Source organism: Streptomyces sp. JJ36 (genome assembly GCF_021696945.1).
Classification (GTDB): domain Bacteria; phylum Actinomycetota; class Actinomycetes; order Streptomycetales; family Streptomycetaceae; genus Streptomyces.
In genome coordinates this window covers 17,497-33,673 of sequence record NZ_JACYHE010000037.1, presented here as the reverse complement: position 1 = coordinate 33,673, position 16,177 = coordinate 17,497, and the positions used below count along the sequence as shown (strand labels likewise).

The window sequence follows — 16,177 nt, the reverse complement described above, 5'->3', positions numbered from 1 at the left end:
GTGCGAATCCTCATCGCCGACGACCACACGCTGTTCCGGGAGGGCGTGACGGAGATCCTCACCGCCGCCGGCGGGGTGGAGGTGGTGGGGCAGGCGCACAGCGGCGAGGACGCCTGCCGGAAGGCGGCCGCGCTCCACCCCGACGTGGTGGTGCTGGACGTGGAGATGCCCGGCCAGGGGGTGCGGGAGACCCTCGCCCGGCTCCGCCGCGACGCCCCGCACTCCCGGGTCGTGGTGCTCACCATGCACGACGACGTGGTGCTCGCCCGCGAACTGCTGTCCCTCGGCGCCGGCGCCTACCTGGTGAAGGGCTCCTCCCGGCACGAACTCCTCTCCGCGATCCACAGCGTCCGGGTGGACCGCGGGCCCGGCCATGTCATCCTCTCCGTCTCCCAGCAGGGCCTGGACCGGGTCGAGGCGCCGCAGGGCGAGGCGCTCTCCACCCGGGAGCGTGAGGTGCTCACCCTCGCCGCCGAGGCGCTCAGCAACGCCCAGATCGCCCGCCGGCTCTCCATCGCCGAGGGCACGGTCAAGCGCCACCTGCGGAACATCTACGGCAAGCTCGGCGCCGTCTCCCGGCTGGACGCCGTGAACAAGGCGAAGGCCGCCGCCCTGATCTCCGGGCCCCGCCCCGGCGACGCCGGCTCGTAGCGGCGTCCGCCCGGGCGGTGGTTCACGGCACCAGCGTGGCGAGCAGGTCCCCGGTCACCTCCGCGGTCAGCGCGGCACGCTCGGTGTTGAGGAAGAAGTGGCCGCCGGGGAAGGAGCGCACCCGGAAGCCGGCGGAGGTGTGCCGCCGCCACGCCTCCAGCTCCCCCGGCCCGAACTCCGGGTCGTCCGTTCCGCCGTAGGCCGTGACCGGGCAGGACAACGGGGGCTCCTCGGTGTGGGCGTACGTCTCCAGCAGCGTGACGTCCGCCCGCAGCACCGGCAGGTAGAGCGCCCGGAGCTGCGGGTCGTCGCGCAGCGCCGGGGGGATCGCCTGGAAGCGCCGGTCCAGCGCCTCCAGCAGCAGGTCGTCCGGCAGCCGGTGCACCACCGCGTGCCGCAGCGGCAGATGCGGCGCCGCCCGCGCCGAGACGCTCAGGTGCACGGGCTCCCGGCCGTAGCCGCGGCGCAGCTCCCGGGCGAGCTCGAAGGCCAGCAGGGCGCCCAGGCTGTGCCCGAAGAGGGCGTACGGCCCGTCCAGGGCGGGCCCCAGCACCGCCGCCGCCTCCTTCACCAGCCGGGACACCTCGGTGTGGGGCTCCTCCCGGAACCGCGCCTCGCGGCCGGGCAGCCGCAGCAGCCAGGGCTCGACGGCGTCCGGCAGCAGCTCGTTCCAGCCCTGGAAGGCGGCCGGGCCGCCGCCGGCGTACGGGACGCAGAGCAGCCGCAGCGGCGGGTCGGTGCGCGGTCCGGGGCGCAGCACCCAGCGGTCGAAGTCGGAACGGTCCGCGGTCATGAGGGGGCTCCTCGCAGGGATCGGGCGGTCGCGGGCCGTGCGGGGCCGGCGTGTCGGGCCGGCCCCGCACGGCGGGTCAGGCGCGGGCGTAGTACCAGGACAGGGCGTCGTCGTCCGCGGCCCCGGGGGCGGGGCCGGGCGGCGGCCCGGCGGCCGCCGGGGCCCCCGCGGCGGGGGCGAACCGGGCGCGCACCTCGTCCAGCTTCGGCAGCGCCGCCAGCACGGTGTCGAAGGGGATGCCGAAGTCCACCAGGCAGGCGATCTCCCCGACGCCGATGCCGGCCAGCCGTTCCACCACGGCGGCGCACTTGTCCGGTGTGCCCAGCAGCGAACGCCGCTGGTAGAAGTCCTCGGCGGCGACGTCCACCAGAGCCTGCTGCTCGGCGTCGCTCATCGCCTTCGACCCGCCGTCCACCTCGGCGTCGTTCCGCTTCTGCCGGACGAAGGAGGAGAGGTAGGACCGCACCGGGTCGTGCACGATGCGCTTCACCTCCGCCTCGTCGTCGCCCACGAAGGTGTGCAGGCCGACGGTGACCACGCCTGCGGCCGGGTCCAGCCCGGCCTCCTCGCGGGCGCCGCGGTAGGCCGCGATGTTCTCCTCCAGCCGCTCCCAGCTGTCCAGCAGCGTCAGCACGTTGAGCCCGGCGCGCCCGGCCTGCAGCCAGGTCTGCGGGTTCGAGGTGTGCACCAGCCACAGCGGCAGCTCCGGCTGCTCCGGCCGCGGGTAGGTGCGCACGCTGAGCTGCTGCCCGTCCGGCCCCGGGAACTCGGCCTGCTCCCCGCGCCACAGCGACCGCAGCGTCTCGATGTGCCCGAAGGTGTACTCGCGGCGTACGTCGTAGAGGTCCGGGTGGAAGACGAAGTCGCCCTTGTGCCAGCCGGTCGCCAGGCAGATCCCGACCCGGCCGCCGGAGAGCTGGTCCACCAGGGCCCACTCCTCGGCCACCCGCACCGGGTGGTGGTGCGGCAGCACCACGCTGCCCGCCCGCAGCTCCAGGCTGCGCGTGGTGACCGCGAGGGCGGCGCTCAGCACGGCCGGGTTGGGGAAGCTGCCGCCGAACTCCTGGAAGTGCCGCTCCGGGGTCCACACCGCGCGGAACCCGCGGTCGTCGATGTAGCGCGCGACGTCGAGGATGAAGCGGTAACGGTCCCCGAAGCCGTTGCGGTCGTTGGCGGAGAAGAAGTACACGCTGAAGTCGGTCACGAGCGCTCTCCGTTCGGGACGTGGGCGGGCAGGGTGCGCTGGACGACGTCCGCGATCACGCGCAGGTTCTCCTCCAGCACGATGGTGAAGTGGTCGGCGTCGAGGAGGTGGACGGTCACGTCGTCGCCGGCGTGGTCCCCCAGGCCGTTGGTGGCGTCCGAGTCGTCACGGGTGATGGCGGGCATGCCGTACGGGTTGTCCGCGGCGGAGAAGCCCTTGGTGGCCTGGAACACCGTTGTCGGGACCGGGCGCGCGAACGGCTTGGTCTCGTAGTCGAGCAGCAGCTTGCCGTTCAGGTCGAGCAGCGCGAAGCGGGTGCGGACCAGCCGGTGCACCTCGTCCGCGGAGAGCTCGGCCGGCGATCCCTCCACGATGTGCCGGGTGATGTGGTCGATCGCCTCCTCCGGCGGCATGCCGGACAGCTCCTCGATGGTGAGCGACGGCTCCGCCTTCCAGAGCTGGGACGCGGAGTTGCCGATCAGCATGAGCGTCACGGCGTCCTGGTTCTCCTCGGTGATCACCGTGTTGTCGACGCCGTTCCAGGCGCTGGTGCCCGGCAGCAGCGCGTCCACCAGGTAGAGGTGGGACACCTCCTCACCGGCCTCGGTGAGCTGACGCGCCATCTCGAAGGCGAGGATGCCGCCGAAGGACGCGCCACCGAGGACGTACGGGCCGTGCGGGTGCTCCTCGCGCAGCTCCGCCACGTAGCGGGCGGCCATCTCCTCCACCGACGCGAACTCGGTGAACCGCAGGTCGGCGTCGAGCTGCTCCAGGGCGTACACCGGGTGGTCCATGCCCAGGTAGCGGGAGAGGTAGATGCAGTAGCTGACGTCACCGAAGAGGTGGTGCACCCAGAAGGACGGCACGTGGTCGCCGCGCCGGTTCACCGGCACCAGGAAGTGGCGGTCGTCCGCCGGGACGCTGTGCACCCCGCGGTCCGCGATCGCCAGCGGAGCGCGGGCCCCGCCGGCCGCCTCCGGCGCCGCCGTGCGGCGGCCCGCCGGGGTGCGCGCGGCCAGCTCCGCGGCGCCCGCCCGGGAGACCGTGCCGCCCGGTGCGGACACCGGGGGCATGACCACCGGCGGCGGCACCACCACCCGGTCCCAGGCGGCGGCCTCCTCCTCGGCCAGCACGGAGCACCGTCCGGCGAGGGCCAGCGGCCGCGGCGCGGCCGCGGCGGCCGCCGCCCGGGTCAGCACCCGGTGCCAGCCGGCGGCCGACGCCAGCCGGTCCGTCAGCCCGGCGCCTTGCAGCGGGGCGCCGGGCAGTTCCGCGAGGACCCGGGCTGCGGCGGACAGGGCGGCGTCGCCCTCCCCGGCGGGCATGCGCTCCACGGCGGACCAGTCCGGCCCGGTGGTGCTCCACACCGCCGCGAACAGCCCGGCGACGGCCCGTACGGCCGCCACGGGGTCCGGCACGCCGGGCGTGGCGGGCCCTGCGGGGTCTGGGGCGTCGAAGAGCACCAGCTCGGTGACCTCCTCGCCCCGGTCGGTCAGCAGCCGCGCGGTCTCCACCGCCAGCCGGCAGGCCGCGGCGTGCCCGGCGATCCGGTACGGCCCCGCGGGCCGGTCGGCGGTGACCGCGTCCGCGCAGGCGGCGGCGAGCACGGCCAGGTCCGGGGCCCCGTCCGGGTCGCGCGGGGGCGCGCCGGTGAACTCCACACCGCGCACCGGGCCGTCGCCGTCCAGGCACCGGCGCAGATGCAGCAGCCAGGTCAGTTCGCCGGTGGTGCCGGGGAGGGCGTGCACCGGGGTGCCCGGGCCCTCCGGACCGAACGGCACGGCGCGGGCGGCGACGGGCTCCGGTGCGGTCCCCGCGGACGGTGCCGTCCGTGGGGACGGTGCGTCCGCGGTGTCACTGCCGGCGGTGCGGCCGGTCGCGGTGGGGCCGGCCGCCGGGGCGGGAACCTGCGCCGCGGCGGGTGCGGGCTCCGGCTCCGGGGCTCCGGCGGCGGAACCGGCGCCGGAGGCGGTGCCGGGTGCGGCGTCGGATATGCCGTACTCGTCGACGAGATGCTGGACCAGGCTGGTGAGCGTGGTGCACTCGAAGATCGCGGCCATCGGGATGTGGTCGCCGAACCGGGCCTGGAGCCGCTGCATGATGCGCAGCGCGGAGATCGAGTCGACGCCGTAGGAGGCCAGGTCGCGGTCGGGGTCGACGGAGCCGGGGGCGAGCCCGATGCCCTCGGCCACCAGGAAGCGCACCTGGTCGGCCAGGTCGTCCCCGGCCGGGGTGGCGTCGGCGCCGGAGCTGTTTCCGGTGCCGGGCGTGTTTGCGGTGCCGGGTGACCCGGTGGCGGAGGCAGGAGCCTCGGCCCGGTCTGGGTCCGCGGTGTCACCGCCGGCGGTCCGGGCGCCCCCGGTGTTTCCGGCACCCGCGGCGGCGGGCTCCGGTGCCGGAGCGGTGCGGGCGACGGCGGCCGGGGCCGCCGGGGCCTGGGGGCGCGGCACCGGCGGCGCCGTGCGGGAGGTCACGGGTGCCGGTGCGGTGCGCGCCGGCACCGGGGGAGCGGTACGGGAGGCCGTCGTGGTGGAGGAGGGGGACGGGGCGGTCCCGGGGGACCCGTGCGGTGCGGGGGCCTGCGGGGCCGGAGCCGGCAGCGGGGCCGCCGGGGCCTGGGCGGTCGGCGTCACCCGGGCGCCCGGCCGGCCGGGGGGCGCCGTCCGGGCCGCGGTCGTGGCCGGGGCGGGCAGCCAGTGCCGCTCGCGGGCGAACGGATAGCCCGGCAGCCCCGTGACCCGCCGCGGCGCTGTGCTGCCCCCGTCCCGGTACAGCTCGTGCCAGTCGACGTCCGCGCCGCGCACCCACAGCGCCGCCACCTTGTGCAGGTCGCCCTCCCGGGCGAGCTGGAGCACCCGGGCCCGGTCGTCCTCGTCCAGCAGCCCGGCGGCCGCACGGTCCGCGGTCTCCGGGGTGGTGTGCAGCCCGGCCGGTGCCGGTTCCCCGTCCGCGAACGCCCGCAGGGCCGCGGCCAGTCCGGCCGTCGAGCCGGCGACCACGGCCAGCCGCCGCTCCCGCGCCGGGCGACCGGTCCGCAGCGTGTGCGCCAGCCCGTCCGGAGGCGGCGCCGTGGCGCCGCCGCTCCGCGCGGTGCGGTCCAGATGACCGGCGAGCCGCCGCGCGTACTCCGCCAGCGCCGCGTCCGTACGGGCGCTCAGCACGAACAGCTCCGGGCCGCCCGCGGGGGCGGCCGCGGGCTGCGGCTCGACGTACTCCTCCAGCACCACATGGGCGTTCACGCCGCCGAAGCCGAAGGAGCTGACGCCGGCCAGCCGCGGCAGCTCCCGGCCGTCGCCGGCGACCGGCCGGTCCCACGGGCGGGCGGTGTCCACCAGGTGGAAGGGGCTGTCGGCCAGCTCCAGCAGCGGGTTGGGCCGTTCGACATGGAGCGTCGGCGGCAGCATCCGGTGCCGCATGGCCAGGATGACCTTGAGCATCCCGGCGATGCCCGCCGCGGTCTCCAGGTGGCCGACGTTGCTCTTCACGCTGCCGATGCCGGCGTACTGCCGGCGGTCCTCCGGCACGCCCAGGTCCCGGAAGGCCTCGCGCAGCCCGTTGATCTCCACCGGGTCGCCCAGCGCCGTACCGGTGCCGTGCGCCTCGACATAACCGACGTGCTCGGCCCGGGTGCCGCCCCGCCGGTGCGCCGCGGCGACCACGGCGGCCTGGGAGGCGGAGTTGGGGGCGGTCAGCGAGGCCGCCCGGCCGCCGTGGTTGAGCGCCGAGCCGCGGATCAGGGCGTGCACGGTGTCGCCGTCCCGCAGGGCCGCGGAGAGCGGCTTCAGCAGGACAGCGCCGACGCCCTCGCCGCGGACGTAGCCGTCCGCGCGGTGGTCGAAGGCCTTGCAGCGGCCGTCCGCGGCGAGCATCCCCGACTTGCCGAAGGCGAGATAACCGGTCGGCGTCAGCGTCAGGTTGACGCCGCCGGCCAGTGCGGCCGAGCACTCACCGTCCTGCAGGGCGCGGACCGCCCGGTGCACGGCGACGAGGCTGCTGGAGCAGGCGGTGTCCACCGGCTCGCTGGGCCCGCGCAGATCGAGCAGGTAGGAGACCCGGTTGGCGAGGATGCTGTGCGCGTTGCCGGTGGCGAGCTGCCCGTCGATCTCGACCCCGGACTCCAGCAGCAGGGTGGCGTACTCCGTGGAGCCGCACCCGACGAACACGCCGGTGTCCGTGCCCGCCAGGGCCGTCGGGTCGTGCCCCGCGTCCTCGACGGCGTGCCACACCGTCTCCAGGAAGAGCCGGTGCTGCGGGTCCATCAGCCGGGCCTCGCGCGGGGAGATCCGGAAGAACTCCGGGTCGAAGAGGTCGACGCCCTCCAGGAAGCCGCCCCAGCGGGAGGGCACCCGGTCGGGGTCGCTCTTCGGGTCGCCGTGGATCTCCCGCCAGTCGAAGCGCTCCGCGGGGATCTCGCCGGTCAGTTCGCGGCCGGACACCAGATGGGACCAGTACGTCTCCAGATCGGGCGACCCGGGGAAGGCGCCGGCCATGCCGACCACGGCGACCGGTTCCCCGGCGGTGTGGCCGGGGGGCCCGGGTGCCGGACCGGGCGCGGGGACCGGTGCCGGCTCCGGGGCCGCGGGTTCCGTAGGGGCGGCCGCAGCGCCGGCGTCCGGTGCCGTGCCGGAGGGAGCGGCGGGGGTCGCCGGTTCCGGGGCCGGCTGCCGTTCCGCGGCCGCCGGGGCGGCAGCCGGCGGGGCGGGCGTCTCCGCCGTCGCGCCCTTCTGCCGGGCGAGCGCCTCCACCAGCGCGGCCACGTTGCGGAAGCCGTACATCTCCGCCGGGTTCAGCTCGGTGCCGAGCGCCGCGCGGATGCGGTCGGCGAGCTCGATCACGGTGACGGAGTCGAAGCCGAAGTCGCTGAGGTGCTCGTCCAGGCCGATGTCCTCGGGCTGTACGTGCAGCACGCCGGCGACGGCGTCCACCACGGTCGCCCGGATGCGTTCCCTGGCCTCCGGTGTCGGCGGGCCGATGGTCTGTGACACGTCGTTCTCCCTGCGTTCGGAGGGCTGCGGGTGCGGGTCGGGGGCCGGCGGCCGCGGCTCTGCGGCGGCCGGAGGTACGGGGTGGCCGGACACCGGCGTTCCCCCGGGGGCGGGCGGCTCGGTGCCGGAGGAGGCGGGGCCCGGGGGCCCGGGGGGCGCCGTTCCGGCGCCGACGGGTCCGTCGACGGGGGCTTCGGCGGGTCCGTTGCCGCCGGGTTCGGCGGTGGCCCGTACGGGAGGCCCTGTCGTCACGGCCGGGTGGCTCCGCCGGCCGCCGGCCTCGGTGCCGGCCGGCGCGTCGGCGGGCGGGGTGACGGACGGCAGCCGGTGCACGGTGCGGGCGAACGGGTAGCCGGGCAGCGAGACCACCCGGCCGTCGCCGAGGCCCAGCGGCCCCCCGTCGCCGTGCAGTTCCGCCCCGCGCACCCAGGCGGCCGCGGCCTCGGAGAGCGCGGACGGGTCCGCGTCCGGGGCGAGTGCGACGGCCGGGACGTCCTCCGCCGTGCCGGAGGCCCGGCCGGTGTGCACCGGGGCGCCCGGTCCGGGGGTGCTCCCGGCGCTCCCGAGGTGTCCGTCCAGCAGCCGGACCAGCTCCGGTACGTCCCCCGCCACTAGGGCGAGGCGCTCTGCCAGCGGCTCCCGGCCGGCGGCCAGGGTGCGGGCCACGTCCGCCAGGTGCGGGGCCTCGTCGCCGAGCCGCGCCAGATGGTCGCGCAGTCGCGTCGCGTGCTCCCGCAACTGCTGCGGCCTGCGGGCGGAGAGGAGTACCAGGCGCGGCCGCTCGCGACGCCCGCCGCCGGCCGCCTCGGGCGGACCGCCCACCACCACGTGCGCGTTGGCGCCCCCGGCCCCGAAGGAGCTGAGCGCCGCGACGCGCCGGGCGGGCGGCAGGTCCCCGCCGGGCCAGGGGGCCGCGTCCCGCACCAGGGCGAGCCGGCGCCCGTCGAACGGCTCCAGCGGCTGTGCGCAGTCCAGGGTGGGGGCGAGTTCGCCGTGCCGGAGCTGGAGCAGCACCTTCGCGAGCTGCGCCATCCCGGAGGCGGCCTCCAGATGGCCGAGCGCCGGCTTGACCGAGCCCACCCGGCAGCCGGGACCGCCCGCCGCGCCGAAGACCCGCGCCAGCGCCGCCGCCTCCACCGGATCGGCCAGCGCGGACCCGGTGGCCTGCGCCTCGACGTACTGCACCGCGCCGGGCTCCACCCCGGCGCGCTCCAGCGCCCGCCGCAGCAGCCGCTCCTGGGCGTCGGTGCTCGGGGTCACCATGCTCTCGGTGGCCCCGTTGGCGTTCACCGCCGAGCCGAGGATCACCCCGTGCACCCGGTCGCCGTCCCGCAGGGCCTCGGAGAGCGGCCGCAGCACCACCGCGCCGACGCCCTCGCCGGGCACCATGCCCGCCGCGTCCTGCGCGAAGGCGCGGCTGCGGCCGTCCGGGGAGAGCATCCGGCCGGCCGCGAGGGCGGCGTGGTGGGAGGGCTCAAGGAGCAGGTTGACCCCGCTCACCACGGCCGCGCCGCACTCGCCGCGCCGGATGCTCTCCGCCGCCAGGTGCAGGGCGGTCAGCGCGGAGGAGCAGGCGGTGTCCACCGCCAGGCTGGGGCCGGTGAAGCCGAAGGTGTAGGAGACCCGGTTCGCCGCCGACCAGTGTGCCGAGTACGCCTGGGCGTCCGAGCCGGAGGCCCGCAGTTCCGCGGCGAGCACCTGGTAGGGGCTGTGCATGAGGCCGACGAAGACCCCCACCCCGGAGCGGGCGGCGCGGTGGGAGGACTCCTCCAGGGCGCGCCGGGTGAGCCCGGCGTCCTCCAGGGCGGTCCACACCGCCTCCAGCACCAGCCGCTCCTGCGGGTCGGTGCGTTCCGCCTCGCGCGGGGACATCCGGAACAGCAGCGGGTCGAACGCCTCCACGTCCGGGAGGAAGGCGCCCCAGCGGCCCTCGCGGGCCGTGCCGGAGGGGTCCCAGCGCTCCGGCGGGATCTCGGTGACCGCGCGCCGGCCGGCGCGGAGGTGGTCCCAGAGGGCGTCCACCGTCCCGGCGCCGGGGAAGCGGCCGGACAGGCCGGTGATCGCCACCGGTTCGTCGTTCCCGGAGGAGCCGGCCGCCCCGGGGGCCGCCGCCGTACCGCCCGCGAGGGCGTCCGGGGCCGCCCCGGCCGGGCCGGAGACCGCCCCGGCGGCGCCCGCGCCGGGAGCCGTCTGCGCCCCGGCCCCCGTCGCCGCAGCGGGTGGGGGAGCCGCCGCCGGTGCCGCGACGGTGTTCCGGGAGACGTCCCCGGCGGGAGCCGCCGGAACGGCCGGACGACTCCCGGCCGGCGAGGGCTCCGCCGCCCCGGCCCCCGGGACCGGAACGGCGCCCGTCCCGGCGGTGCGGACCGCAGCCTCGGACGAGGCGCCCGCGGGCGGCGGGAGGGCAGGCGTCCCGGCGTCCGGGGCCGCCCCGGCCGGGGCGTGCTCCGGCGCCGCGGTCGTCCCCGCGTCGGCGCGGGGGCCGCGGGCCGGGGTGGTGGCCGGGGCGTCGCCGAGCAGGCGGGCGAGGGGCTCGGCCGCGGAGTCCAGCAGCGCCTCGACCACCCCGGTCACCGAGGTGCTCTCGAACGGCACGGTGCGCGGCACCGGCCCCAGGTCCGCCTCGATGCGGTCCATGGCCTCCATGCCGACCAGCGAGTCCGTGCCGTAGGAGGCGAGCGGGGCGTCCGGGTCCAGCTCGTCCCGGTCCAGCTTGAGGACGTCGCAGAACACGCCCGTCAGGTAGCCGGTGGCCAGCGTCGCCAGCCGCGACCGCCGTTCCGCCGCACCGCTGCCGTGCGCACCGTCGCCGGTGCCGTCCCCGGCGTCCCCGGCGGGGACGGCCGCGGGGGCCGGACCGGCGGCGTCCGCGGTGGGCACGGCCGTGGCGCACTCCGCACCGACCGGCACGGTGCCCGCGGGCACCGGCCAGCCGTCCCGCTCGGCGAGCACCACGTGCTGCCCGGCGGCCGCGTCGTCGGCGCCGGGCGCCCCCACCGCGCGGACGCCCCGGAGGCCGGAGCCGAGCAGCACCGCCCGCCAGCCGCCCGGGGTGAGCAGCGGCGAGTGCGGCTGCCGCAGCGCCGCGTCGTCGTACGCCCACCAGCCCTCGGTGAGGCCGAAGATGACGGTGACGGCGTCCAGCACCCGGGTGCCCTCGTTGACCAGCAGCAGCCCGCCGGGCCGGAGCATCCGGGCCGCCGCCCGCACCGTGCGCGACACGTCCGGCGTGGCGTGCAGCACGTTCGCGGCCAGCACCACGTCGTAGGAGCCCTCCGTGAAGCCCTGGGCGGCCGGGTCCCCGGCGATGTCCAGCACGGAGAAGCCCGCCCGGGGGTGCTCGTCGCCGAAGCGCTGCCGGGCCTTGCGGACCAGGCCGGGGGAGAGGTCGGTGAAGGCGTAGTCGAAGCGGTCGCCGAGCGGCCGCAGCGCCTCCAGCACCGGGCGGCTGGTGCCGCCGGTGCCCGCGCCGATCTCCAGCAGGTCCAGGTGCCCGGCGCCGTCCGCCAGCCGCCGCCCGGCGTACGCCGAGACGGCCGCCGCGCAGACCGCGTTGAAGTGCCCGGAGCGCGGGTCGTCGTGGTAGAGCGGCGCGAGCCGGTGGTCGGAGCCGCCGGGGAAGAGCACCGAGAGGCCGGTGCGCCGGCCGCAGAGCACCTCCGGCAGCGCCTCGGTGCAGGCGCGCAGCAGCTCGGTGAGGCTCCCGGCGTGCGGGTGCTCCGCGACCAGCCGGGCGCGCAGCGCCTCGGCGGCGGCCGGGTCCGGCACCGCGGGCTCGCCCTGCGGCACGCTCAGCGCGCCGTCCGGGCCGGACGTCAGGTGCCCGCCGCGCTCCAGCGCGAAGAGCGCCGCGTCCAGCAGGCGCCGCTGGGCAGGGAGCACGCCGAGCCGGGCGGCCAGTTCGTCCCGGGCGACCCGGGTGCCCGGCTGCGGCCAGCCGCCGTGCGCCAGCAGCGCGTCGCGGAGCAGCAGCCGGGCGTACGGCTCCAGGGCGCCGAAGAAGTCCCGGCCGGGCAGGGCGGTGGCGCCCTCCGCCGTGCGGGCGTGCGCGGCACGGGCCGCGGCGGCCACGGCGGCGCCCTCGTCCGCGGGACGCTCCGGCAGCGGGCGTACGGGCTCCGTGGTGTCCGCTGCGTCCGGGCCGGCCAGGCGCACCGGGGCCACCTGCACCAGCGGCCCGGCGAGCACCCGGTGCAGGGCGTCCAGGCCGTCCGCGTCGCTGAGCGGCGCCACGCCCAGCCGGCGGGTGACCTGCGCCCGGTAGTCCTCGGTCGCCACCGAGCCGCTCTCGCCCCACAGGCCCCAGTTGAGCACCCGCACGGGCCGGTGCAGCCGGGCCGCCAGGAAGCGTCCGTAGGCGTCCTGGAGGGTGGAGGCGGCGGCGTAGTTGGCCTGTCCCGCGTTGCCGTTGTGGGAGATGGCGGAGGAGAAGAGGGCGAAGAAGTCCAGCGGTTCGTCCGCCAGCACCCGGTGCAGCAGGACGGTGCCGCGGGCCTTGGGCGCGAAGGAGGCCCGCAGGGTCTCCTCGTCCATCCGGGACAGCGTGCGGTCGTCCAGCACGAAGGCCGACTGGAACACGCCGTCCAGGCCGCCCCACTCCCGGCGCACGGCGTGCACCGCGTCCCGGAGCGCGGTCTCGTCGGCGACGTCCGCGGCGAGGTAGCGGACCTGCCCGGGGAACTCCGCCGGCAGCGCGGCGACCCGCTCCGGCAGCCGCTCCGGGGCGCGGCGGCCGAGCAGCAGCACCCGGGCGTCGTACCGCCGGGCCAGGTGCCCGGCGACCACGGCGCCCAGGCCGCCGGCGCCGCCCGCTATCAGGTACCGGCCGCCCTGCCGGAAGACCGGTGCGGGCCGCGCTCCGTCCCCGGCGGTGGCGTCCCCGTCCCCGGCCGGCGCGGGCAGGAACACCCGCTCCAGGTGCCGGGCGTAGCGGACGCCGTCCGCGATCGCGGCCGGGTGTGCCGGGCGGGCGGCGGGCTCGGCCGTCAGCAGGTCCAGCAGGGGTTCCCACAGGCCGGTCGCGGCGGCCCGCACCAGGTCGTCCCGCGCCACGTCCACGCAGCTCAGACCCGGGCGGCCGCGTTCCCGCGAGGCCGCGGCGACCAGGCCCGGCAGCCCGCCGCCGAAGGGGTGGCAGGCGGCCACGGCCTCGTCGGTCTGCTGCACCCCGGAGGTGACCACGTGCAGCCGCGCCGGGCCCCGGGCCTCCCCGGACCTCGTCCCGCCTGCGCCGTCCAGCGCCTTCAGCAGATGGAAGAGGCCCACCGGACCGTCGTCCAGGGCGTCGTCGAGCTGGTCCAGGTCGTCCGCGGAGTAGCGCCGGTCCTCGACGCCGCCCAGATACCAGACGGTGCCCGGGTCCCCGGCGGCCGCCAGCTCCGCCGCGAAGCCCTGCGCACCGCGCGGTACGTCGGCGAGGTGCGTCACCCGCACCGCCGAGCCGGCCGCGCGGTGGCGTGCGGCCAGGGCGGCGCCGAGACCGTGGTCGTGCGCGGTGGTCAGCACCAGCACCGGCCGGCCGTCGTCATCCGCGGGACCCGCGGGCGGCTCCGGCCGCCACACCGCCCGGTGCAGCGGCACCGGGCCGTCGCCGCCGGGCGCCCGGCCCGCGGTGGCGTCCGCGGTGGCGTCCGCGGTGACGTCCGGGACGGTGGCGGCGTCCGGGACGGTGGCGGTGGCCGGACGCGCCGCGGTGTCCGCGGTGCCGGCGGTGTCCGTCCCGGCACCGGGCGCGGCGCCGGGACGCGCGCCGGCGGGCCGGGCGATGCGCAGGTTCTCGAACCGCACCAGCACCCGCCCGTCCTCCGCCGCCAGCGTCACATCGGCCCGCGCGGTGCCGCGCGCCGAGTCCAGGGCCCGCAGCGCGACATGGGCGTGCCGGGCGGCGCGGGCCGGGCCGTGCACCGCGATCCGCTCCACCGAGGCGGGGAGCGCCGTGCCGGTGCCGCCCTCCGGCAGCACGCCCTGCACGGCGTGCAGCGCGCTGTCCGTCATCGCGGCCTCGACGGCCCACTCCGGGGCGCCGGTCTCGGGGCGCTCCAGTTCGGCCAGCGCCTCCCCGTCGCCCCGGCGCAGCGTCCGCAGCCCGCGGAAGAGCGGCCCGTACCGCAGCCCCGCGGCCTCCGCCGCCGCGTACACCGCGTCGCCCGGCACGGCCCGCGGGCAGCGGTCCCGCAGCGCGGCCACGTCCAGCGGCTCCGGCGTCTCCTCCGGTGCCCCGGGGTGAGCGGTACCGGTGGAGTGGACGGTGCCGGTGGAGCGTTCCCGTACCGCGTACTCCACGCCGCCCGGCTCCGCCCCCTCGGTGAGCGTCACCTCGGTCTCCAGGGCGTCGTCGTGCGCCTCCAGCGGCACGCGCCACCGCACCCCTTCCAGCACCACCGGTGCGTCGGGGGCGTCCGGCGCGAGGGCCGCGCGGACCAGCGCGAGCTGCACCACCCCGGCCACCACGGCGCGGTCCCGCACCCGGTGGTCGGCGAGCACGGCGTCGGTGCGGCGCAGCACCGCGGAGTGCGGGGCCGGTTCCGGCCGGCTGTCCTCCGTACGGGACGCCCCGGCCGGTTCCGGGCGCCCGGCGCCCGGCGCGGCGTCCTCGGCGGCCAGCGGCACCCAGTAGCGCCTGCCGCCGAACGGGTAGGCCGGGAGCGGCACCGGGCGCGGCCGCGGCCCGTCCCCGAAGACCTCCGCCGGGTCCAGGGACGCCCCGGCCGCCCAGGCCGCGGCCCACGCGCCGGCGTCCGCGCCGCCGGGCGTCCCGGGCGGCTCCGCGGCGCCGGCCCGCCCGGTGTGGACGCCGGTCCCGTCCGCGCCGCCGAGGTGGGCGCGGAGCGCCCGGCACAGCTCGTCCACGGAGGACGCGGCCACCGCCAGCCGGTGGTCCCAGGCGTCCCGCCCGGCGAGCAGCGTCCAGGCGACGTCCCGCAGCGCCGGGCTCCCGTCCCGCCGTTCCAGGGCGGCCGCCAGCCGCTCGGCGACCTTCCGGAGCTGCTCCGGCGTACGGGCGGAGACACAGACCGGATACGCCCGCTCCCGGGTGTCCGGCGCGGCGGACGCCCGGTCCGGCTCCGGCTCGTGCCATTCCTCCAGCACCACATGGCCGTTGGCGCCGCCGGCCCCGAAGGAGCTCACGGCGGCCCGCCGCGGCACCCCCTCCGGGGACTCCCACGGCTCCGTGGTGCGCTGCGGCCGGAACGGGGTGGACTCCAGGTGCAGCTTCGGGTTGACGGGCTCGGAGTGGAGGGTGGGCACCAGGGTGCGGTGGGCGAACTGGAGCACCACCTTGGTCACCCCGCACACCCCGGCCGCCGCCTCCAGGTGCCCGATGTTGGACTTGACCGAGCCGATGGCGCAGAAGCCCCGGTCCTCCGTCCCGGCGCGGAAGGCGCGGGTCAGGCCCTCCAGTTCGACGGGGTCGCCGAGGGCGGTGCCGGTCCCGTGCGCCTCGACGTAGGAGACGGACCGCGGGTCCACCCGGCCCCGGCGCAGCGCCTCGGCGACCACGGCGCCCTGGGCGCGGGGGGTGGGGACGGTGTAGCCGTTGCTGCGGCCGCCGTGGTTGATCGCGGTGCCGCGGATCACGGCGTGGACCCGGTCGCCGTCCGCGAGCGCGTCCGCCAGCCGCTTGAGCACCAGGGCGCCCGCCCCCTCGCCCGGCACGAAGCCGTCGCCGCCGGCGCCGAAGGCGCGGCACCGGCCGTCCGAGGCCAGCAGCCGCATGTCGGTGAGGGTGGCGTACTTCAGGGGGTGCAGGTTGACGTTCACGCCGCCCGCGAGGGCCATCCGGGTCTCCCCGGACAGCAGGCCGCGGCACGCCAGGTGCAGGGCGGTCAGCGAGCCGGAGCAGGCGGTGTCCAGCACCATGCTGGGGCCGTGCACGTCCAGGACGTAACTCAGCCGGTTGGCGAGGGAGTAGTCCATGGAGTGCGCGAAGACCCGGTTACCGCGGCCCCACTGCTCGGCGCCCACCAGCCCGTACTGCGAGCCGGTGACGCCGACGTAGACGCCGACCGAGTGCGTCCCCTCGGCGGTACGGGTGCGTTCGTGCAGCAGTTGCCGGGAGTACCCGGCGTGCTCCAGCGCCGACCAGGCGACCTCCAGGAAGATGCGCTCGTTGGGGTCCAGCCGGGGGGCCTCGCTGGGCGCGATGGAGAAGAAGAGCGGATCGAAGCGGGCCACGTCGTCCAGGAAGCCGCCCCAGCCCGCGGTGACGGCGCCGGGGGCGCCGCGCTCGGCGGCCCGGTAGCGGCTGTTGTCCCAGCGGTCGGCGGGGATCTCCCGGATCAGGTCGGCGCCAGTGGAGAGGGAGTCCCAGAACTCCGCCAGGTCGGCGCCGCCGGGGTAGCGGCACCCCAGGCCGACGATCGCCACGGCGTCCCCGAGGTCTTCCCCGGTGCCCTCCGGGCCTCCGGGCGTGCCGGGTGCGGTGTCCCGCGCCGCTGCGGTGCCCACGTCCGGTGCGGCGGCGGGTCCGCTGCCGGCCGCGGCCGGAGCCGGGTCCGCCGCGGCGGACCCGGCGGTGTCCGCACCGCCGTCGCCGGCTGCCGC

The 16,177-nt window shown here is 77.9% G+C and carries 4 protein-coding genes (1 of these 4 cut by a window edge); 1 reads left to right on the top strand and 3 read right to left on the bottom strand.

Features of this window, described 5'->3' with window-relative positions:
• Positions 1 to 651, top strand: a complete 651-nt coding sequence (locus HOY81_RS15760) for a response regulator transcription factor (protein WP_237321044.1) — start codon at positions 1 to 3, stop codon at positions 649 to 651.
• Between the two features lie 22 nt (positions 652 to 673).
• Here HOY81_RS15760 and HOY81_RS15755 read toward each other — a convergent pair whose 3' ends face one another.
• The 3 genes from HOY81_RS15755 to HOY81_RS15745 form a co-directional block, all read right to left on the bottom strand.
• Positions 674 to 1,444: a thioesterase II family protein gene (locus HOY81_RS15755; RefSeq protein WP_237321043.1), complete on the bottom strand. Its 771-nt coding sequence runs from the start codon at positions 1,442 to 1,444 to the stop codon at positions 674 to 676.
• Between the two features lie 76 nt (positions 1,445 to 1,520).
• Positions 1,521 to 2,648: a MupA/Atu3671 family FMN-dependent luciferase-like monooxygenase gene (locus HOY81_RS15750; protein WP_237321042.1), complete on the bottom strand. Its 1,128-nt coding sequence runs from the start codon at positions 2,646 to 2,648 to the stop codon at positions 1,521 to 1,523.
• Positions 2,645 to 16,177 carry the 3' portion of an SDR family NAD(P)-dependent oxidoreductase gene (locus HOY81_RS15745; RefSeq protein ID WP_237321041.1) on the bottom strand. The gene runs 2,238 nt beyond the window's last position, so the window shows 13,533 of its 15,771 coding nt (coding positions 2,239-15,771); its start codon lies beyond the right edge, outside the window; its stop codon occupies positions 2,645 to 2,647. Before HOY81_RS15745 ends, HOY81_RS15750 begins: the two co-directional genes overlap by 4 nt.